This is a genomic window from Flavihumibacter sp., assembly GCF_036676075.1.
Taxonomy (GTDB): domain Bacteria; phylum Bacteroidota; class Bacteroidia; order Chitinophagales; family Chitinophagaceae; genus Flavihumibacter.
The window spans coordinates 1-21,815 of the sequence record NZ_JAKFDQ010000016.1 but is presented as its reverse complement, the minus strand read 5'-3'; the positions used below and the strand labels follow the sequence as shown (position 1 = coordinate 21,815).

General features: G+C 44.3%; 12 protein-coding genes and 1 pseudogene. 6 read left to right on the top strand and 7 right to left on the bottom strand.

Annotated elements, in window-relative coordinates:
* Window positions 1–42: 42 nt before the first annotated feature.
* The 5 genes from lnt to V6M43_RS14795 all read left to right on the top strand — a co-directional run bounded on the left by lnt (window position 43) and on the right by V6M43_RS14795 (window position 6,529).
* Entirely contained in the window at window positions 43–1,659 is a 1,617-nt protein-coding gene (gene lnt / locus V6M43_RS14815) for an apolipoprotein N-acyltransferase (protein ID WP_332736564.1), read from the top strand.
* Window positions 1,656–2,441 carry an alpha/beta fold hydrolase gene (locus V6M43_RS14810; protein WP_332736562.1) on the top strand — a complete coding sequence of 262 codons (786 nt, stop codon included), beginning with the start codon at window positions 1,656–1,658 and terminating at the stop codon, window positions 2,439–2,441. The genes lnt and V6M43_RS14810 overlap by 4 nt, the downstream gene beginning before the upstream one ends.
* Window positions 2,441–5,098, top strand: a complete 2,658-nt coding sequence (locus tag V6M43_RS14805) for a PKD domain-containing protein (protein ID WP_332736560.1) — start codon at window positions 2,441–2,443, stop codon at window positions 5,096–5,098. Before V6M43_RS14810 ends, V6M43_RS14805 begins: the two co-directional genes overlap by 1 nt.
* A gap of 53 nt (window positions 5,099–5,151) precedes the next feature.
* A complete protein-coding gene (locus V6M43_RS14800; RefSeq protein ID WP_332736558.1) occupies window positions 5,152–5,910 on the top strand; it encodes an SDR family NAD(P)-dependent oxidoreductase in 759 nt (252 codons plus the stop codon).
* Window positions 5,911–6,007: 97 nt separating this feature from the next.
* Window positions 6,008–6,529, top strand: coding sequence for a hypothetical protein (locus V6M43_RS14795; RefSeq protein WP_332736556.1), 522 nt, complete (start codon window positions 6,008–6,010; stop codon window positions 6,527–6,529).
* A 366-nt stretch (window positions 6,530–6,895) separates the two neighbouring features.
* On the opposite strand, the gene sov is transcribed toward V6M43_RS14795, so the two are convergent.
* Both sov and ruvA read right to left on the bottom strand, forming a co-directional pair.
* Window positions 6,896–14,143, bottom strand: a complete 7,248-nt coding sequence (gene sov / locus V6M43_RS14790; protein ID WP_332736554.1) for a T9SS outer membrane translocon Sov/SprA — start codon at window positions 14,141–14,143, stop codon at window positions 6,896–6,898.
* Between the two features lie 77 nt (window positions 14,144–14,220).
* Window positions 14,221–14,805: a Holliday junction branch migration protein RuvA gene (gene ruvA, locus V6M43_RS14785; RefSeq protein WP_039134461.1), complete on the bottom strand. Its 585-nt coding sequence runs from the start codon at window positions 14,803–14,805 to the stop codon at window positions 14,221–14,223.
* A gap of 54 nt (window positions 14,806–14,859) precedes the next feature.
* Between ruvA and V6M43_RS14780 the strand changes: the two genes are divergently transcribed.
* The gene (locus V6M43_RS14780; protein ID WP_332736552.1) at window positions 14,860–15,858 is read left to right on the top strand and encodes a beta-ketoacyl-ACP synthase III; all 999 of its coding nucleotides are present in this window, start codon (window positions 14,860–14,862) and stop codon (window positions 15,856–15,858) included.
* A gap of 1,327 nt (window positions 15,859–17,185) precedes the next feature.
* Here V6M43_RS14780 and V6M43_RS14775 read toward each other — a convergent pair.
* The 5 genes and pseudogenes from V6M43_RS14775 to V6M43_RS14755 form a co-directional block, all read right to left on the bottom strand.
* Window positions 17,186–17,674 (bottom strand): DUF6438 domain-containing protein, encoded by a 489-nt coding sequence (locus V6M43_RS14775; protein WP_039134469.1) that lies wholly within the window; start codon window positions 17,672–17,674, stop codon window positions 17,186–17,188.
* Window positions 17,631–18,587 (bottom strand): annotated as a pseudogene (locus V6M43_RS14770) (RHS repeat-associated core domain-containing protein); the annotation flags it as partial. The pseudogene V6M43_RS14770 and the gene V6M43_RS14775, both read right to left, overlap by 44 nt.
* Before the next feature lie 471 nt (window positions 18,588–19,058).
* Entirely contained in the window at window positions 19,059–19,595 is a 537-nt protein-coding gene (locus V6M43_RS14765; protein ID WP_332736548.1) for a hypothetical protein, read from the bottom strand.
* A 378-nt stretch (window positions 19,596–19,973) separates the two neighbouring features.
* Window positions 19,974–20,342 carry a hypothetical protein gene (locus V6M43_RS14760; protein ID WP_332736546.1) on the bottom strand — a complete coding sequence of 123 codons (369 nt, stop codon included), beginning with the start codon at window positions 20,340–20,342 and terminating at the stop codon, window positions 19,974–19,976.
* On the bottom strand, window positions 20,339–21,815 hold a 1,477-nt coding region (locus tag V6M43_RS14755; protein WP_332736544.1), incomplete at its 5' end, for an RHS repeat domain-containing protein. The genes V6M43_RS14755 and V6M43_RS14760, both read right to left, overlap by 4 nt.

Here is a 21,815-nt window from a genome sequence, read left to right as displayed (position 1 = left end):
GAGAACCTTTCCGTACATTTCTCCAATTCATTTTAATTGATCTTGAAAAAAATACATCCCCTCATTTTATCATTGGCATCCGGAATATTACTGGCTGCAGCATGGCCTCCCCTTCCAACTACTTTTTTAATTTTCATTGCGTTCATACCCCTCTTCATGCTGGCTGATCAACAGCCACGAAAATGGGCTTTTGTTGGTTGGTGTGCATTATCAATGATGACCTGGAATGCACTCACCACCTGGTGGATCTGGAATTCTACCGGTCCGGGTTCTATAGCTGCCATTATTGTGAATACGGTACTCATGAGTATTCCATGGCTGGCATTTTACTGGGCAGTTAAAAGATTTGGTAGCCGCTACAGCCACTGGGCTTTTATAGCCTCCTGGATGACCTTTGAATACGTACATCTTAGCTGGGATCTTAGCTGGCCCTGGCTCACACTGGGTAATGCATTTGCTGCACAACCCTCCTGGATCCAATGGTATGAATTCACCGGAACCAGCGGCGGCTCACTCTGGATATTGCTGATGAATGTTTTGTTGTTCAAGCAGCTATACAGAACCGGTAGTTTACAAATAAATAATCGCCGTGCATTTTCTATTACCCTGCTGTCGGGTATCGGCGTACCCATCTTGATTTCGGTGCTGGTAAGCACATTCAGTCAAAAAAAGGATGCAAGGCTAGCTGATGATGCACGTAAAAATAATGATCCCCTCCATAATGTTGTAGTGGTTCAACCGAATATCGATCCCTATAAAAAATTTACGGTAGGCACCCAGGATGAACAACTGGCCACACTCATTCAGCTTTCCGCTTCACAAATTGACAGCAATACCCGCTTGCTTGTTTGGCCGGAAACAGCTATCAACCTACCCAATGGAATTGAAGAAGATAGTATCCGAAACAATTATTTACTGAGACCACTATGGGAATTCCTGGGAAATAATCCAAAGCTTGTTTTATTAAGCGGATTGGAAGGGTATAAGATTTATCGAAGCGGAGAGCAATCAAAATATTCAAGACCTATCCGCGATACCGAGCTATGGTATGATTCCTACAATAGCGCCATGCTGCTCGACTCATCCGGTATTCTATCCCGCTACCATAAATCAAAACTGGTACCTGGAGTTGAACTGCTTCCCCCCTTCCTGAATTTCCTTGGTCCATTGCTTGAACAATTTGGTGGAACAACAGGTGGCTATGCAAGACAGGAAGAAAGAACCGTGCTCCGCCATGCCGGTAATGGATATGCCATTGCACCTGCCATTTGTTATGAAAGTATCTATGGTGATTTCATGACTGGGTTCATGCGTAATGGTGCCAATATAATTGGCATCATCACCAATGATGGCTGGTGGGGAAATACATCCGGACATAAGCAACACCTACTCTATGCAAGACTTCGGGCAATTGAAAACCGGCGATGGATAGCAAGAAGTGCAAATACAGGAATCAGTGCATTTATTGATCCATATGGCCGTATATTACAACAACAACCCTGGGATAAGGCCATTGCCATTAAGGAAGTGGTGACCCTGCGGAGGGAGATGAGCTTTTTTTCGCGCAATGGTGATCTTATTTCAAAATTCATGGTTGCAGGCGTACTTGTGTTGATCTTAATGAGCCTGAAGAAAAAAAGAAAAAAACCAGCACTATGATGCATTATACAATTACCGGCGAGGGACAACCGCTAATGCTTATACATGGCTTTGGCGAAGACAGCCAAATCTGGGAGAAGCAGGTAGCGGTATTAAAAAATCATTACCAACTCCTCATTCCTGATCTTCCGGGTACCGGCCAATCGCCCATGCAATCTTCTTTGACAATGGAATCAATGGCTGATGAGATACTGGAAATTCTGGAGAAGGAAAAAATAGAGTCTATCGTAATGCTGGGTCATTCTATGGGTGGTTATATCACCCTCGCCTTTGCAGAAAAATACCCGGAACGGCTCAGGGGATTTGGACTGCTTCATTCAACGGGTTTTGCAGATCCTGAGGCCAAAAAGGAAGCAAGAACCAAGAGCATCAACTTTATCCGGGAAAATGGGTCAGCAGCTTTTCTTCAAACGGCTACTGCCAATCTCTTTGCCCCGGCCAACCGTGAAACAATGGTAAAAACCATAGATAAGATCATAAATGATAACACTTATATACTTCCGGAGAGCCTGGCAGCGTTTTTAGAAGCGATGAAAGCAAGACCCGATAGAACAGAAATATTGAAAAAGGCAACTATTCCTGTCCTTTTTATCGTTGGGAAAGAAGACCAGGCAGTACCTTTTGCCGATACCATGCAACAGGTTCATCTTCCTGAATTGTCTTATATTTATATACTTCAGCATTCTGGCCATATGGGTATGCTGGAGGAAACCGAAAAGTTCACTGCTGCCATTCAGAAATTCATGAATGATCTGCATATGGGCGGGCATAATCGCATCTAATGAAAACATTCTGGCTCCTACTCATAATCGTATTGTCCGCGGCTACCATATCGCGTGCCAACCATATCAGGGGCGGGGAGCTAACTTATAAATACCTCGGCGTGGGTAGCACTCCTAACAGTTCGCGGTATGAGGTTACGCTAAAATTATTTATCGACTGTTTTCAGAACAGTCAGGGACAGTTTGATGAGTCGGCTCCTTTCACTGTTTTCCGCAAAAGTAATAACTCGCAACTCCGGGCAGCATTTATTGCACCCTTTATATCTGAAAGCAGGATTGGCTATGATCCCAATTCAAATCCATGTATCACCAATCCACCCACCGATATCTGTTATAACCTTCGCTTTTACCGCACTACCATCGATCTGCCGGATGACCCTGATGGATATATAATTTCTTTCCAGCGTTGCTGCAGGATCGCAGGTATTGAAAATATCTCTGGAAACAGTGCCGCTACAGGTGCAACTTATCTTGCTGAAATTCCCGGTACCAACACACTTGCTGCCAATGAGCATAACAGCAGTCCAGAGATCACGGGAAATGATGCTGTAGCCATCTGCGCCGGCTCCGGATTTGAATTTGATTTTTCTGCAAGGGACGTCAATGACGGCGATTCACTAACCTACCAGTTATGCTCAGCTTATGATGGTGGGGGAAGAACTCAGGCTGAAGATTGCTATACTTGTCCCGCCCCTAACCCTGCAGCGCCTCCGCCTTACCGGGGATTACCCTACCAAGTTAATTATCCAGGCACCAGTCCACTTGGATCATCGGTAAGTATTAACCGGTTTACCGGAATCATTACAGGTCTTGCCCCCGACGTTGTTGGGCAGTATGTGGTAACCGTTTGTATTAGTGAATACAGGAGGGGAAAACTCATTAATGTCCATCGTAAGGATATTCACCTTAAAGTATCGGATTGTAATCCATTGAAAGCCGTACTCAATCCCGATTATAAATTCTGCGATGATTTCAATGTCAGTTTCCAGAATGGCCAGGTAAATCCGTCCGGATCCATCCATGTATGGGATTTCGGTGATGGAACCAAAACAGACACATCCACAGCTGCCCTCGGAAATGTGCAGCATCTTTATGCCGATACAGGAACCTATAGGGTTAAATTGATGGTGATGCTGCCGGGGGGACAATGCCTTGATTCTGCATTTACTCTTGCCAAAGTTTACCCGGGTTTCTTCCCCGGCTTTACTTATACGGGAGCCTGTCTTTTTACGCCTTTCAATTTCCGCGACACATCAAATACGCGCTACGGAACCGTGAATAAATGGTCATGGGAGTTTGGTGATGAAACCACTCCACTCGATGTTTCCACGCTACAGAACCCGAGCTATCTCTATAATTCACTGGGAGTAAAAACTGTAAGGCTGACTGTTGAAACCAATAAGGGATGCCAGAAAATATTCACCGGAACGGTGGATGTGCTCGACAAGCCCGCTCTTGAACTTCCCTTCCGCGATACGCTGATCTGTAGTATCGACAGCCTGCAACTGCAGGCCAATTCGCCCGGAAGCCTTGCTCCCAGGTTTACCTGGAGCCCGGCAACAAATATTTCCAACCGGAGTATTGCTAACCCATTGGTATACCCGAAAACATCTACCACCTATTATGTGGATCTCGAAGACAATGGTTGTATCACCCGCGATTCTATCAGGGTCCGTGTAGTGAATGAGGTTACCTTGTCTGCTTCCGCCGACACAACTATTTGTCTCACCGATCCAATACCGTTACAGGCTTTTGGGGATGGATTAAAATACCAGTGGACGCCGGCAGAATCGCTGAATGATCCCACTGTTTCCAATCCCATTGCAACACCCACTGCTACAACTACCTATGCTGTTACAGCGAGTATTGGCAAGTGTACTAAAACTGAAAATATCAATATCCGGACAGTGCCGTATCCGGGTGCATTTGCTGGAGAAGATATCATCATCTGTTATGAAGATTCTATCCAGTTGAATGCCACCATCAATGGATTATCATTTAGCTGGAGCCCCCAAAATACGTTGATAGCACCTGAAACATTAAGTCCCATAGCCTTCCCTTTAACTACAACATCCTATGTGCTGACGGTAACCGATAACAAGGGATGCCCCAAACCCGGAATCGATACTGTGGTGGTGGGCGTAAGGCCGCTGGTGCAGGCGTTTGCGGGTAATGATACAGCAATAGTATTAGGGCAGCCGCTGCAGTTACAGGGCACCGGTGCTGATATTTATGTATGGGAACCTTCAACCGGACTCAACTTCACCAATATACCCAACCCCATAGCAAACCTTTCGCAGAACCAGACCTATGTACTCAGGGTCTCCACGCCGGAAGATTGCTTTGCTTATGACACCATTAATATAACCGTGTTCCGGACCAACCCTGATATTTTTGTTCCGAATGCCTTTACTCCCGGTGGCAGTTCAAATACTGTCTTTCGTCCACGCCCGGTGGGCATAGCAAGGTTTGATTATTTCCGGGTGTATAATCGCTGGGGACAACTGGTATTCTCCACCCGCGAAGCCAACCGTGGCTGGGATGGAAATATCAATGGAAATGCTCAGGGAACCGGCACTTATGTGTGGATGGTGCAGGGCACAGATTTTACCGGCAAAACAATCTTCAAAAAGGGCACGATGGTGTTGATCCGCTAGCGATCTTTTCTAACGGTTTATTGTTCAATCATGAATGCTGCTTAATATTGCGTATGTCAAAAATCGCGATGATAACCGGCGCTACTGCCGGCTTTGGTAAGGCCTGTGCCGAGAAATTTGCAGAAGGTGGATATGATCTTATAGTAACGGGAAGAAGAGCGGAAAAACTGGATTATCTCTGCCAGCAGATCAGGGAAACCTATTCTGTAAAATGCCTTCCGTTGGTTTTTGATGTCCGGAATAAAAATGAAGTAAAGCAGGCTGTGGACAGCATCCCGGGTGAATTTTCGAAAATTGATTTACTGATCAACAATGCGGGACTGGCACTTGGCCGCGATTATTTTGATGAGGCTGATATGGATGACTGGGAAACCATGATCGATACCAACCTGAAGGGATTGCTCTATGTTAGCCGTGCGGTGTTGCCGCATCTGAAACAGTCGGCTAATGCCCATATCATTAATATCGGATCCATTGCAGGGAAGGAAGTATATGAAAAAGGAAATGTTTACTGCGCTTCCAAGCACGCGGTGGATGCCATTTCCAAAGCTATGCGTATTGATCTGCTGAGGCTGGGAATTAAAGTTACCGCCATTCATCCGGGTGCTGCCGACACAGAATTCTCTATTGTCCGCTTTAAGGGCGATGCCGAAAAAGCTGCAGCCGTTTATACTGGCTATGAACCATTAAGGGCGGAAGATATTGCTGACACGGCATGGTATTGCGCCAGTCTCCCACCCCATGTATGTATTAATGATCTGGTGATCATGGCAACTGCCCAGGCAAATTCATACCTCACTTTTAAAAAATAACTAAATCAGCTTTAATAGTATAAGGGCAAACATAAAGTTTCTCCTTTTGCGTTTAGAATACAGTTACTGGAACAATTCTTGTGACTATAAAATTGTTATGAAATCATCCCATATCCTTTTTTTAGTGCTGGCACTTGCAACAAGTCTGTTTGCTGCGCCGGCACTTGCACAGAAAGAGGATAATATTATCCGGCAGCGTTCTTGTGCCACCAATAACTACACCCACCAGATCGATAGTCTCAAAGAATATTATAAGTCGCATGGTTTCAGTCTTTTAAGGGAAGCATCGATGCAGATGGAAAGTGCATTTGAGATGCCTATTATCGTTCCACTGAATTCTAAGGAATGGTACAGTTTTGTTTTTATTGGTGATCCGGGTGCCCGCCTCTACGAGGTGAGGATGTATGATTACACTGAGAAACAAGTCATCTACAGGAAGAACCTCTGGGGAGATGTAGATGGAAATATAATCAACTTCACTTATGTTCCCGGCACTTCCGAGTTCCATATGATCAAGCCGGTGCAGGTCCACAAAACCAAAAAGGATCTCTGTGGATATGTAATGCTCTTCAAGCGAACCAGTGCTCCCGGCGAGCCGCAAGTGGTCGGAAAACGATGAGCCAATCACCCAACAAATGAGCCCATTATTTCATGCTTTGAGCCAATTATTAGAATCAAATGAGCCTTTTACCCGTCTGACATGTGTCAGGACAAACGTCAGACAGGTGCCCTGAAAAAGCAACAATTCTAGAATTTATCGGCTGAATTTCTAAAGTAATCGTCTCATTTAAAGCAAGTTAAGAAATAAACTCATCTGACGCCTGTCCTGACATGCGTCAGATGGGTAGAGATCATCAACCCAACATCATCCGCGGATCCTCCGGCCATCCTCCGACATAAAAGGCACTTAGGTTTAACCGAGAAGGCACCGAGAAGGCATCAAGGCCTATTTCACTATCAAACCATTAATACTAATTGGCTCATACTACTGAGCAAGGGAAACCCGAATCTGCAAACCGGCACGGGTGGTGGTAATTGGCGCGGAGGTCGAAACCTTGGGTTCAGTACGTCGCTGGTCAAAGAAGAGCCGAAGATTGATCCTATTATTCAGCACATAATCTATTGAGGGAGAAATTGTTATTACTTTTTGTCCCGCCGTGGGCAGGGCAGCCTCCTGGTCGAGCCTGCTATTGGCTGTTGCATCATCGCGTAAACTCAGGTCAAGGCGGAGGTTAAGGTCATTGGACAACTCCTTCGAGGACTCTTTCATTCCCGGTAGCTTCACTTTGAAGGGCAGGTTAAGTCCGCGCTTACGCCATCCCACCCCGATCGTGAATTCCTCCGACCTTGCCTCACTCAACTGGAAATCGACCAGGCTAAGACTCAACTGCCGGCTCTTCTTGTATTCAAAACGGGCGGTCAGCTGGTTGGTGAACTGAAGGTCGATATCTATAAATGGAGCAAAAGCCTCCTGGATGGAGATATTCGGAACCAGGAAGTACGGGAAGAAGTTTCCGGTGGCCGTATCTATAAAGCCAGGCATATTATAACTCAGGGGATCCTGGAAAAGCAGGTTGTTGTTGAAGCTGTTCATCCCCAGGGTGCTGCTATAGGCATGAGTGATGGTGACACTGGAGAATCGCTTCTCGAGAGCCGGAATTTTGGTGAGTCCGGTATAAGTCAATCGCCAGTTTGGTTTCGGGATGATCTTCCTGAATGGGTTGGAGCGGATGTCACCATTCTCCTGGTCAATCAATGCAACATCCAGCGGATCCTTTTTGGTATAGGCAGCAATGAATGCCGGGATCAGCACATCCTGGGCATACCTGCTATAGCCGGTATAATAGCCGTCGGACAAAAACTTCTCGTTATCCGGAAGGTCTTTCCAGTAAGGGTTTCTTTCGGCATTGCGCTTGGAGAGAATGATCCTGTTTTCCTGGAAGGTCCTGAAGGTATTGGTGATCTCGTTGGGCTCAAACTTTCCAAACAGGGTCTGGAAAGAAATAAAGGAAACGCTGAATGTTCCCGAAACATATGGACTCAGGCGAACGAAGTTTCCATTGCCCACGGTATCCTTATAGAGCTCGGAGTAATTCTTTCCGAAAGTTTTATCTAGACTGATATCAATGGTGAGATCACGCAATGGGATCAACTGGGCAGTGATGCTGAGTCGCTGGTTGAAATCCTGCCGGTTAAGGTTATTCAGCAAGGGGTTGCGGGTGATCAATCCCCTGCGGGCAAAATCATTGATAAAGGAAGTATCGGGTTGCTTGCCGAAAACAAATCCCCATCCCGGCGCATTGGAACCCGGATTCATTCCCAGTATTTTTGTGCTGTCGGTATAACCGGCAATAGACGTAGTTCCCACTTCACCATATTGCACGCTTACTCTTTTAACAGAGGTGATAATTCTTCCGATCACTTTCACAAAGCCATTCAGTTGCGGTAATTGGTTTGGATCACGTTTCGCCCTTTCCTTTTTGCCGGTTGATGTAGTATCACCGGGTGCCTTGGGTTGTTCCGGCGCTTTTGGAGGCGGTGGTGGTGCATCCCAATCGAGCGCCCTTAAGAACCTGCTCTTGGCATAGAGCCGGGTAAAGTCAAACTCTCCCGTCACATTTTTTTCCTGTGCATTACCAACAAAATTTCCTAGGCTCTTGGCAAATGGATCGAGCGATGATGCCAGCCAGTTATATCGCGCTACATATCCGAGACGGATGGTTGTCCAGTCTACCAGTGGCAGCTTGGTGGTTGGAAGTGTATAAGTAATATTAGCGCTCTGGTCATACATCACATTCCTTCCCCCCTGCCAGAACAAACGCCACATCCTTCTTTTCTCGGCCTGGTCGAGGCGACCCGAATCTTCGTCTACCCTTGCCCGGTTCACTGCTGTAAAATCAATATTGAGCGACCTGGTGAGATCCCAGCGTAGATTATAATAACGGTCGAACGTAAAGTACTTGTCATAGGTTTCGGGGATGATGCCTTTGGGACCACCCACGTTCCGGGGCCTGATGGCGCCGAACTGCCGGTTTACATCGGCACGGAAACTCAACAGGGATGGCGCATAGTTAAGGTTGAAATCCTTTACCAGGTCGAGCCATTTGGTGGTGGCCTTCATGCTTTTCTTGAAAGGCTCCCAATACTTTGGCGTGGCTACGAAATTATAACCGAGTCCTCCCCTATGCCTTGTGAGCTCTTCTGATTCGATGAGCGGGTTATTGCGCTCCATCTTTGTATAAGAGTAGCTGACATCAAAATTTTCGATGCTGTAGATCTTTTGCTTTTTACCACTGGTATTAATCTTACGGACGTTGGTGAAGTTCACCGTTTTGGTGGTGGTAATATCAACTGACTCAGCGCGGATAGAATCACGTTCGGCTGAAGTTGCCGCATCCAGTTTTGCCTTAAGTTTTACATCGAGATCATAGGGATCATATTCCGGAGTAAGAATGGTTTGTGAATAGCCTGCATACACCGGAATAGAAATACCTGCTTTGGCGGGAAGGAGTTTACCCAGCTCGAGGTTGGTGGCAACATCAAACTGTGTGAAGTTTTCCCTTGCCCTTTCATTGGCCCGCATCTCGAGGTTTCCGAAACCGATACTTCTTGCAGCACCTGAAAGAGAAAGTGTACCAAGATCGGCGAGTTTAACATCCACCCTTCCAGTGGCAGCCCAGCCGCCTTTTTCATCAATAGAAGAGAGGCGGAGTTCATTGAACCAAACTTCCGTACAGGCATCACCGGTAGTATTGTTCACAACACCCACAAACATACCTCTTACCTCGCCGAGGTTGGGGTTTCCGAAGATGGCATAACTCTTTCCATCATCATCGGTTTCCTTATAGTAAAGGTTTGGCTGCGAAACATTGTTACGTCTTATTTTCAGATCAATCAGCCGCTGCAGTGATAATCTCAATTCATTATCGAGGGGCCACACGATATCATTCTGCTGATCGGTATACCTTCCAAATGGAGTAACCTTCAGGGGTATGCGCACTTCATAATAGTTGCCTACAAAATCATTTCCGATCCTGATAACGGCAGAGAGATCGCCATCGCGGATCTCGGGGTAACCTTCAACGCTTTCGGTATGTGCAAACATTTTCAGTTCACCATACTGGCGAAGGTCGAGGTTAAGGGTTTTGAATACGCCTCTTCCATCACCACCTGCCAGGTTGCAGATCTGCATACTCATGGCCTGCTCGTTCTGCAAAATATTTACGTTGTTATTACTGAGCTGCTGAACCCTTTCAATGCCGGGAGGTATCAGGTAATTCACCGGCGCACGTCCGCTGTTCTCTTCCACATTCACCGCCAACACATTAAACGAAGTTGGATTGCTTGTTGCCAAAGGCTTGTAGATACCGGTAGTATCGAGCTCAAAGGAGAAGCGACGCCATTGGTTACGAACCAGTTCCAGCTTGGCAAAACGTGTGATAACAGAATCCTGGAATCCGGTCATGAACATACGAAGGAAACGGATCGACTTAAAGTCGGGGATATTGCCCACTTTCTGCTCATACTCGGCTACGGGTATGCGAAAAAGAAACCATTTATGATTGACGCCATCAATATCGAAGGCTCTCATATCAGTGATATAATTCTGCCCTATGGTCATTCTTTCAGGCGTGAGGTCAACCTTATACTGGAAGTATTCTTCCAGTTCGTTGAGGGTGTTATCGCGGTTAAGGTCTTCCTGGTCGGGGTATAGCGTGAAGGCTGTTGTAGTGGTCGAATTATTATCGGCAATGGGCGAGTTACCGTGTGGATTATTAATGTTCTTATAACGGGTGAGGATATCCGCGCGGGTGCGGTCATATTCTGCATCGCGGTAGTTGCGGAAGTTATCACTCGAAGGATCGGTAAGTGCAGATTGGTAAGCCGGTGAACCCGTGCCTGCAACTGCTGCTAACTGCGACAGGTATGCGCTGAATTTTCTTCTTTCAGAATCATCATTCAATCCATCAAAACCAACATCCTGGAAGGGACGGTCGGCGGGATCATTACTGAAAGCAGTAGTAACCTGTATCGGGTTATTGGGAACATTACCCCATCGCGATGATGAATCTACCGCAGCCTGTATATTGGGCGTTGGAAGTCCATTTTCAAAGAAGCGACGGCCATCGCGGAGAACATCTTCCGAAATATTTCCGAGGTTGAAATAAAGCTGTCCGCCGGTACTATTGGGCTGCACCAGGAAGGGATCCTGCATCCAGAACTCAATGAATTCCACGTTGCCCGTTTCAAAGTCAACCTGGTCGAGGCCGCGCATGATACCACCCCAGCGCTGGCTGGGGTTGAGGAGTTTGCCATTGGCCGCAACACTTCCTGCCCGGGCATCAAAATTATATGGACCTCTCTCTGTTGGGTAATAGGCCATATCAAAAGTGATCAGCTGCGCAAGTCCGTAGTCGGGTGTTTTGGCAGGAAATAGTTTCTGCTGGAGGATAGCCTGTATACGAGGGTCTTTATAATCCTGGTAGCCGGCAACCGGGTTATTGGGCGCGCGACGGTCCTGCAGGTTGGGTTCAATATTATACCAGGCCAGCTTGGCGCGATTGTATCCATAAGGAAGTGAATCATTATAGGAGCCTTCGGGGAAGAGTCCATTGCCCTGGGGCGTGGAAGCCAGCGACCAACTGATCAACGGAAAACGCAGGTCGATACTATTTCTTGTTCCCTCAAAGTCATCAATGTATATAAGTCCCTCATCTCCCTTTCCGATCTGTGGCGGGTGCCCCGGTTTCAGGATAGCGCCTTCACCATAGGCCATGATACTACTCATTTCCTTGGTGGAATAGAACGGCAGTTTATCAAGTAGTCGGGTAAGTTTGGGGAAATCGGAACGATAACTGAAATCGAGTCCATACATGGTGTTGCGTATGGGATCCTCATTATAGTTCATCTTGGTGAAATAGGGCCTCTCTCCCAATCGCACCATCTGTCCGCCAAAGGTCAATGATTCCTTGGCGGTATTTTTAGCCATATAATCCCATCGGAGACCGAGGTAGTTTCGCTGTTGTATTCCAAAAGTGGCACTGTTCTCATATTGCACATTCACCGGGATGCCAGAATTGAGGATGGCCTGGTTGATGATCTTGACGGAGCCAAGGTTATAATCTACAAGGAAATCAATCCCCTCCACCAGCATTCTTCCGCCTGCCGACACCTGCACCGAACCCTGCGGCACATTGAAAGCCCCGAGTGATATATCTGAACTTGCCTGTCCTTTGGCTGTACCGCTGATGATAAAGCGGTCGAGGTTGGCGAAGGTCTTGGCAATTTCCTTAATGGTATCATAGAGCGGGGTGAAAACATATTTGTCGCGGATGTCCTGCGTTACGCCCTGGAAGGCGATACTGTCGAGGTCGCGGCCGAAAGGCTCCAGCAGGGGAAAGATCACCCTGGCCTGGTTGGAGATCATGGTATAGCCTTCAATATAATCGAATACCCCATCGGGTTGTGGGTCGCGGTTATTATTAAGCCGGTCGAGGTTGAGGATGGTGATAAGCGGGATACCTGTTTTTGGACCCTCGGGGATATAGCGTTTGGTACCCAGGCTCGGTTCTTCATACAAGACGTTCAGCTTGAAATCGGTGGGCTGCACACTGGAGATATAGCCACCTTCGCGGGTACGCAGGGCATAAACGTTTTTCATCATCAGGTCCCAGATCGGCAATGTGGTACGCTGCGAAGTGGCCTTCAGTAATTTCAGGAAGAGCACCTTGGGGTTACCGGCGATGATGGCGGTAGTATCAGGCGGAACATCCTGAGAAAATTCACCCACCTGGAGGATCCTTCCATTATAGTTGTATTGAAAAGCAACGCCGAGCACTTCATCGGGCTGCAGGGGCTGGTTGAGGGAGATGAAACCTACCTGTGGGTTATAGTAATAATCATTGGGACCCAGCTTGCGGGCAAAGGTCTTTTCAAAATCCTGCACGGGTCTTAAACCAAGACTTTGAAGCTTATTGGTTATCTGAGCCGAGAACCTGCTGGTGGGGTCGCTGGTGATGGTGCGGTAGAGGCCATTCACCGTGTTGGAAGGCAGACTGTCAACACCGCCGGGGTCGGGGAAGTTATAAGGATTTCTTTCACCAAGATCGGCCAGCGCAACGATATCACGGGTTTCGGTGGTAACGCCGGTGCGGTTGGTAACCCACACCTCTATACGAAGAATGTTCACCAGTGAATTCACCGCGGGAAGGCTACCCATGGCCTTATTATAATTTTTGCGGAAGAACTGTGAAAGCAGGAAGTGCCTGTTCTCTTCATAGTCGTTTGCGCGGAATTCAAAGTTGGTGGTGGCAGCGCCGCCCAGCAGTCCCATCGACTGGCGTTGAGCCCGCTGGTTAGCCAGTGCCGTGGTGATGAAAAGTTTACCAAACTGCAACTGGGTTTTGATACCGAACAGCGATTGAGCGCCGGGAATCAAAGATCCCTTGGTGGAGAAGGAGATATTACCTGCTTCAATACGTTTGATGATTTCGTCGGCATCGCCGGTATAATCTAGTTTAAGCTGGTTTTCGAAGTCGAAGTTGGCGAGGGTATTATAGGTGATGGGCAGTTTAAGTTTGCTACCAACGTTACCCAACACACTAAGATTGGCATTCATATCAAAATCAAATCCCCCGTTGCGGCGGGCGCGTTCGGGAAGCGTTGGGTTTTTGATATTCTGTCCCTGGTAACCGGCGATAATATCCACATTACCCTGGGGACGGATATCCACTTTACCGGTACCGAAGATCCTGTTGAAGAAAGTTTCGTGGGCGGTAAGTTTTGGCTTGATGCGTTTACGGTTAAGCTGGCTCAGCACATCGGCACGGTCGCGGAAATATTCCTCTTCCTGTTCGCGGGCGCGGAAGCGGAGGTATTCCTCGAAGCTCATATAGGTAGGTGAGCGGTAATATTTATCGCCGATCTTTTCAACAAAATAATACTGCCGCGTTACCGGATCATATTCAACGCTGCGTTTAATATTGGAGGGATCCTTAAGGTCAAAAGGGTTTCTGTTGGGAGAAGAGAGGTCTTCGCTTCTTCTGTCGCGTAGAGGATATTTTAGGGTATCGACCCCGCGGATGGTATCACGCAGGGGAAGGATGGCGGAATCGGCCAAAGGTTTTTTGGAAGTATCGGCAATTGCTTTGCGGGCGGTATCGGGTTGTTGCCAGGCAACAGCCTCAGATGGCAGCACAACACCACCAGCAGCCAGCAGGATAAGGAATGCCAACCTGAAAAGTTGATGAAATAAATTGCCCACAGTCTTTTTTCCCAGGTAATTAGTTAGGTAAACGTGCAGCTATAGGCTTAGAGGTTTTTAAGTGCTGATTTAATTATTTCTTCTACTTTATCAGAACCAGATCCGGAGTTGATCGCTTTTTTCAATGCCATTTCTGCTGCGGGTCTCGCGATCCCCAATGCTACCAAGGCAATTAACGCATCCTGTTCGGCAGTATTGCCTGCTGCATTTGAAATATTTGCTTCAAGCGATTGCCGGGTTACCTTATCACGCAATTCAAGCACTATCCTTTCCGCGGTTTTTCGCCCTATACCTTTCACCGATTCAAGTTGCCGGGCATTGCCCTGGGTGATGGCGCGAATGATCTCTTCGGGTTGCATGGAAGACAACATCATCCTGGCTGTTGCTGCTCCTACACCATTTACACCCAGCAATTGGAGAAACATCTCTTTTTCTGCCACTGTGTGAAAACCGTAAACAATATGCGCATCTTCCCTGATATGAAGATACGTAAACAATTGTCCGGATTCAAGTGCCTCTATAGCCGCAAATGTATTTAATGTAATAAAAACTTCATATCCCACACCCTGCACATCAATATGTACAGTTGTTGGGGTTATAAGTGTGAATTTCCCCCTCAGATAAGCGATCATGGCTGCAAAATAAACTATTAGCCGTAATTTCGCTGCGCTTTCGAAATTAAACGCATGACTAATAAAATCACTGCCGCCATCACTGCAGTTGGCGGATATGTTCCAGAAGACAAGCTTACCAACTTTGATCTTGAAAAGATGGTTGACACCAATGATGAATGGATCCGCACCCGTACCGGTATCTCTGAAAGGCGAATACTGAAAGGGGAAGGCAAAGCCACTTCTGACATGGCTGTTCCAGCGGTTTTAGAGCTCTGTAAAAAAAGGGGGATCGATCCTGTTGAGATAGACTGTTTGATAGTGGCAACCGTTACACCCGATATGGTTTTTCCGGCAACTGCGAATATAGTATGTGATAAGATCGGGGCGGTAAATGCATGGGGATATGATTTGAGTGCGGCCTGCTCGGGATTTCTTTTTGCACTCACTTCCGGCGCTGCCTATATTGAGAGCGGGCGATATAAAAAAGTGGTTGTAGTGGGAGCCGATAAGATGAGTGCCATTATAGATTATTCGGACCGGAACACCTGTGTGATTTTTGGTGATGGTGCCGGGGCTGTGTTGCTGGAGCCGGCAACTGATGGAAGCGGAGTGCTGGATAGTATTTTGCGGACAGATGGCAGTGGAAGGCATTATTTAAATATGAAGGCGGGAGGCTCTGCGCGTCCGGCAACAATAGAGACCGTTACCAATAAAGAACATTTTGCCTACCAGGAAGGCAAGACCGTTTTCAAGTTTGCGGTAAAGGGAATGGCAGATGTAAGTGCGGAGTTACTGGAAAGGAATAACCTGACGGGAGATGATATTGCTTGGCTGGTACCCCACCAGGCCAATCTGCGTATCATTGATGCAACGGCAGAAAGGATGAACCTTCCCAAAGAAAAAGTGATGGTGAATATCCAGCGCTATGGAAATACCACTGCGGGAACCATTCCATTGTGTTTATGGGAATGGGAGAAGGAATTAAAGAAGGGAGATAATTTGGTGCTTGCTGCTTTTGGGGGAGGGTTTACCTGGGGAGCCACGTGGATCAAGTGGAACTATGACATGTAAGATCTAAGAGGTAAGAGGTAAGATTTGTAGGTAAGAAGTAAGATGTAAGAATTGGGAATTGCGTTCAGTAAGTAATTGAATAACCTTCGTGCATCAAATATGGCGTTTGTGTATACCATATGCCTGTTTGTCCAGTTTGATTTGGAAACCCCTGCCTTATGAATGTATTCTTGTTCTATCATGGGCCATGGAAACTAAATTAGTATTCTGATAAAAATATCCCCGCATACCATCAGGTTCTAAGGCTTTCCGAACCCTACTCGAAGGATGCTCGAAGGACCCTCGAAGGATTGTCGAACCAATACGCACGAACGGTCATAGTGGTCTTTCACTCATCTTTAAATTAATAAAAACAGGACCTCAAATTTGTTGTCTGTTCAAACTTTGCCGACCGAACTTTGGGGAAGCTTACAAAGCTTGCAAGCTACTTGGATCAAATGGAGCTATGAAATGTAAGAAGTAAGAGGACATCCTATATTAATCTTCATCTTTGGGATTCACACCATCTAAAAAGCAAAGATTGCGAGAATAAGAACTGTAGTGCATATGATATAACTAATTACTGCATAATCTTTTTTTATAGATTTATTATTATTAGAATATTGAATGATTTTATTATGCTTACCATTAAAGATTAATAAAAAGTAATTTACTAGCATAACACCCAAGATAATTCCAATCCAATACCAGCCATGATAATTTTCAAAATTCAAAATGGAAATCCCGAATAACGCTTCTATTAACAATGAAAAACTTACAAGGTTGATATAACACAATAAACTAACTGCAAGGAATGCATTTAATATAGGGTTCTCAGATTTATTGCTAAAAATCTTATTCCAAGAATATAATTTGAAGAATAAATATTGATACGCCTTATAAATTGTATAATATATTAGTGTGGTAATAGACAGACATTGTAACCAGCTTTTTTACTTTTTCGCGGCACTCTTGCAAATTCCCTTTTAGACCTTCGGTTGCCCATTTCCAGCAAAACCAATGCTCCTATACATAAAAACAAGTACTGCTTTACCAACTCCATTATTGTCCCCAGCTTTACCTGCCATAACTCCTATTTTTTAACCGGTCAAAGGCTCGCATCGTAAAAGCAGTATAGGTTGGTTGGGATAAAGTTACCTGATAAATAATTAGATTGTCCATCATCGTTATTCAAAAGTAATCGTCAAAGGGAACCAAACTTTGGGGAAATTTACACCTCTTCAACTTTACAAATAAAACACTAAATGATGTATTTAGAACAAAAATCCCGGCTCTGGAGGCAACTGAGAAATATTAAACAACTGTCAACATATGTTGGGCACATTCACTATTTTATTGGGGGTAGATAAAAGTTTCGCAAACTTAAAAAAGAAATAGTTGTATCCTTTGCCTCTAATTGTAGTGTTTCCCGTATATTCTTTAATTCGTGAAAAAAGTTTTCCAATAACAAAGGAGCATTTTTCCCGTATACAAAAACCGATACAGTATCATTATCTGGTTTTATTATAATAACCTTATATGATGATTGATCTTCAATTTCCTCTTTATAATTAGAGTCGTACTGGCTAAAAGGAATTTTCGTAAAAAGACTATCCATAGATTTCACTCTCTCTATAGGCAATGTTGCCGAAAAATATTTTTTATTCCATCTGCCGTCTCCAATGTAAACTGAACCGTCCTTGTAAATTTTCATTGAGTACGCCACCTTCCACCCACTGTCATAGGTAAAGTCAATCTGTTCAAAATTAGGTGCATAAACTTTTTCGCTCGTATTACAGGAACAAAATAAAATAAATGCAATAATTGACTGCTTCATTACTATTTTTTTTATTGCCATTTTCATCCAATTCAATATTACCATCATAATTCCACATATCAATTAACAATGCTTGGTCTGATGGAAATACTTTGAGTTTGTCATTTATTTCTTTCATCCCGTTAAATGCATTAAGTGGCCACAAATTGCCGCTATTATACCCTTTATTAACATAGTCCTTTAATACCTTATAATGATGATAATGTCGCGAGTCACCAACTGCATTTTTCACATCCGAATTAATGTTGCTGTAATCAAACTTTTTGTTGTCTAAAAAGTCGGCTGTATGTAAGCTTCCATGAATAAATGACTCATGGAATAAAGTACCAATTTTACTTACTGCTTCATTGACTAAGCCATCCGTTGTTTTCTCGTAAAAATTTGAATTTACAGAAATAGTAATCTGTCCCCTGCCACCTGCATCAATAGACTTGGTGGTTTCACCGCCTTTGTCTTTATCGAAAGACTTGGCGTTATAATTCAAGTCAATTCCCTTTTTGCTGTATTTGCCATCTTTTTTAAAAGTCTGGCCGCCTATAGTTTGATTTTTAGATGCATATTTAGATAAATACTTTCTCCCCTCTTTTGTTCTTGCAAAAGCATTAAATGAAGAATTTAAAAGTTTATTTCCAGTAATGGAATTATCCACACGAATAGTATCACCCAAAGGATCATTAAATGAAATCGGATTACTTCCCATCGCAGAATACGGACTTTCAGACATAGTAGGCTTGGGATCAATTACATGCCATCTTCCGATTTGAGGATCATACATCCTGTACTGAGTACTATACCAATCTAAGCCTACACCATTAGAGAACTCTTTTGACTGTAACTCTGAACCTTTATTGAACTTGTATTTATTCTCCATTTTCCCCATTGCTTTTGAACTTATCCCCGCCATAGTCAGTCCAAAAGGATAATAATCACTGCCCCCATTTTACTGCTCCAACCAATTTGCTGGAACCAACTTGGAAATTCCGCGCAACCTGATCACTAATTTCCGTGCCAAACTGATCACTGGTTTCCGAGCAAAATAAATATTACTTTTCTGCGTCAATCTGACCACGTTTGATGCATAAAACCGGACAATGATGATGGATATTATTGAAGACCAACAAAAAAAATAACATTTTAAACACTAAAGTGACTGTAACTATTAGTGGTCAGTTTACTCCGGAATAAAGTGGTCAACCAGGGTGGATTATCCACTACTAGGGTTGCTTTTTGCAACCTTCCTTTTGATGGCGAGGATTGAGCATAAAAATTTTCAGTTCTGGTTCAACCTCGCCATAACCGTACTGGCAGGATGGATAGCAATGAAAAATCCTAATGAAACACCGCCTAAAAACAACTAGTTCGAGATAATCATAACAGCTTAGTGTTAAAACCCCCTAAGTGGCGGCATGATCACAATATCGATATAACTCATATTACCTATTACTATAAGTGAACATCCATAATGCTTTTTATCCATTTCAACATTCATAAAACTCCTTAATAAGATAGTCCCACTGTCAGTCTCCCAAGCATATGAAGTGAGGGAAGTCGATTGACTATTTATTTCGGATTCAATCTCACTCTCTTGTCGACCATAAATTTGAGATATTAAACTGACTAAGCTAGAGGACTGCTTAACAAGTAAAAAAAATGTATAAGAGCTATCTAATTTTAACGCCCAGTAATCAATGACTGGGACACCGCAGAAAGTAATTGAATCGCCTCGAGATTTAAAGTTTACTTTATATGGGAAAATTGGATTTCGATATGAAGTTCCCACACTGTCCAACTTATTAGCAATAAAACTATCAACTTTATTGCTCCTTATTACATTATTTAATTCCATAACAGGAAAATCCGATTGTAAATTAAAACCAAAAAACATTACGCTGATTCTCGCCAACCACTTAAAACCAATCATAATCTGCTTCTTTAATCTTTATCCTGGGGCTTCCGCTTCAGTCCATCATCGTTATTCAAATGTAATCGTACAAGTGGAACCAAAAAATACCCTAAACTGGTAATACGATCTAACGAAGAAATAAGATGGCTGATCTTGGGGGTGGGCTATAGAATCACTACGAAAAAAAAGACCTAACGTACCTATTAGAATAACTGATTAAAATATCATTAAACCATAGATATTTTTGACTAATAAATCGAATAACTTTTTAAACATGAAAATGACAGTAACTTTTAGTGGTCTATTTGCTCCGGAATAAAGTGGTTAGCTTTGATGGAATATCCACATTATTTTACCGGTTTTTAATACGTATCAGAAACCCATCAAAGCATCCTACTAATATATAGGTATGGAATCCCATCCTTCGGAAGGTGATTCGTTTAAAGAATCTGGAACAAACTTATCAAACACTATATCTATAGATTTTGGATTCGTAGGATCAATCTTAAAAAAATACTTTCCAACAATTGCTTTATTGTCTTGCCAATTTGGATTTAAATAATCAATATTATAAATTTCCCCTCTGAACTTATAACTGACATAAACTCTTTGTCCTCCAGAACCGGGACCAATCTTTTCAATATTTCCAATAACATACACACCCTTATCATTAATTCTGTTTGAATCAGTAATATTCTTGATTATCAAACCAACAACTCCAATAATAACCGCTATTACTACTATCGTATTTAGATTTTTTTTCATTGCTTTTGTGTTGACATCTTTTGAGTAATTATCATATTGCCAATTTCTTGCCCAAAAGCTACTGGTACGCCCATGCTGACTTTAACTACATTTTTCTGAAAGCTTCCGTTAACTTGAGGCAGACTTGATCCAATTCGCTCACCAATACCACCTCCAATAAAAGAAGTGCCAAAATCAATGCTTGCTTGCCCTAACCCCTTATTATATCCTAAATATGAAAACCTATCAGCAACATTGGCTGAAAATGGACGCCAGCTTGCAACCCCATTGACAACAGCAGCCGAACCAAATGGCAATAATGCATCAGCACCAATTCCAAGAACATTAATATTAGAAGGCCCATTTATAACAGCTTGGGCCGTAGCGCTAACAGCTGATTTTGCAGCAATTAATTCTGGGGCCGCCACCGCAAGTTCGGGTGCAAGAAAGGGCAAGGCTAAAGCAGAAAAATAAATCAGATAAAATTGTCGTTCAAATTGTCTTGCAGACATGCTATTCTGGTGCCATTTCTCCATGTTATACTCATTCACATCTGCCTTATACCAGCTCGGATCCTTTGGCTGAACCGTAGCTAAGCCAGCTTCTCTTCGTTGACTATACTGATCCAAACTCCTACTAAAATTTGTATTAATAGTACTCGACCAACCAAACCATGTAAAGCGTTGTTGTCGATTGTTTGCTGGAGTGACAATTACCTCCTCTAAAACCTCTGGATTCTCAGGCGTAGAAATTAATCCAAATGGGTCATTGAAAAGCAAAGGATTATTACTTGCAAATGAATATGGGGAATATTCAAAGGCTAAAATAGATAAGGGGTCAATCTGATTGAATTTACCAATCTGTGGATCATACATTCTATAATTCGTAACATACCAGTCTAATCCATTACCATCACTAAACTCTCTATTGGCCAGCTCAGTTCCCTCATTAAACTTATACCTATTCTCCAGTTTCCCCATCGCCCTAGAACTAATTCCCGCCATGGTGAGTCCGAACGGATAATAATGCGTTTCCTCCAGCACGGGTCCGCGTTCGTGGGTCAGGTTAAAGTTATCAAAATATACCAGCTCATTGGATTCGTTGCTAAAATATACATAGGCATAACCGTTCTTTTTAACACTTACTGCATTTGCACCTATCCGGGACAAGGTACCCCAACTGTTGACGGTATAGGGCACGGGGATCACCTTGCTGTTGACGGCATCGAATTTAAATTGGTCATTGAACAGCAACACATGCAGGTAGGCCTTGGGAGCCTGGTTGCTGCCGCTGGCAGTGTTGGCTGTATTCAGCAGGTTGGCCAGGGCCGTCTGTGAGGAGAGGCTGCTGCCCAGGCTGCTCACCCCGCTCTTGATCACCTCACTGGGCGATACCGAGTTTGCGATCAGTTGGGTGATATTGGCCACCAGGCTGTTGATGCCGCTGGCACTGCTGTTGTTGGCATTGGTGGCTGTATATTGGAACTGTACACTG

Coding starts and splice junctions, on each gene's coding strand:
- V6M43_RS14775 (WP_039134469.1), bottom strand. CDS start 17,674: ATGAAGCAGTCAATTATTGCATTTATTTTATTTTGTTCCTGTAATACG.
- V6M43_RS14810 (WP_332736562.1), top strand. CDS start 1,656: ATGATGCATTATACAATTACCGGCGAGGGACAACCGCTAATGCTTATA.
- V6M43_RS14800 (WP_332736558.1), top strand. CDS start 5,152: ATGTCAAAAATCGCGATGATAACCGGCGCTACTGCCGGCTTTGGTAAG.
- ruvA (WP_039134461.1), bottom strand. CDS start 14,805: ATGATCGCTTATCTGAGGGGGAAATTCACACTTATAACCCCAACAACT.
- V6M43_RS14765 (WP_332736548.1), bottom strand. CDS start 19,595: ATGATTGGTTTTAAGTGGTTGGCGAGAATCAGCGTAATGTTTTTTGGT.
- V6M43_RS14780 (WP_332736552.1), top strand. CDS start 14,860: ATGACTAATAAAATCACTGCCGCCATCACTGCAGTTGGCGGATATGTT.
- V6M43_RS14805 (WP_332736560.1), top strand. CDS start 2,441: ATGAAAACATTCTGGCTCCTACTCATAATCGTATTGTCCGCGGCTACC.
- V6M43_RS14760 (WP_332736546.1), bottom strand. CDS start 20,342: ATGAAAAAAAATCTAAATACGATAGTAGTAATAGCGGTTATTATTGGA.
- V6M43_RS14795 (WP_332736556.1), top strand. CDS start 6,008: ATGAAATCATCCCATATCCTTTTTTTAGTGCTGGCACTTGCAACAAGT.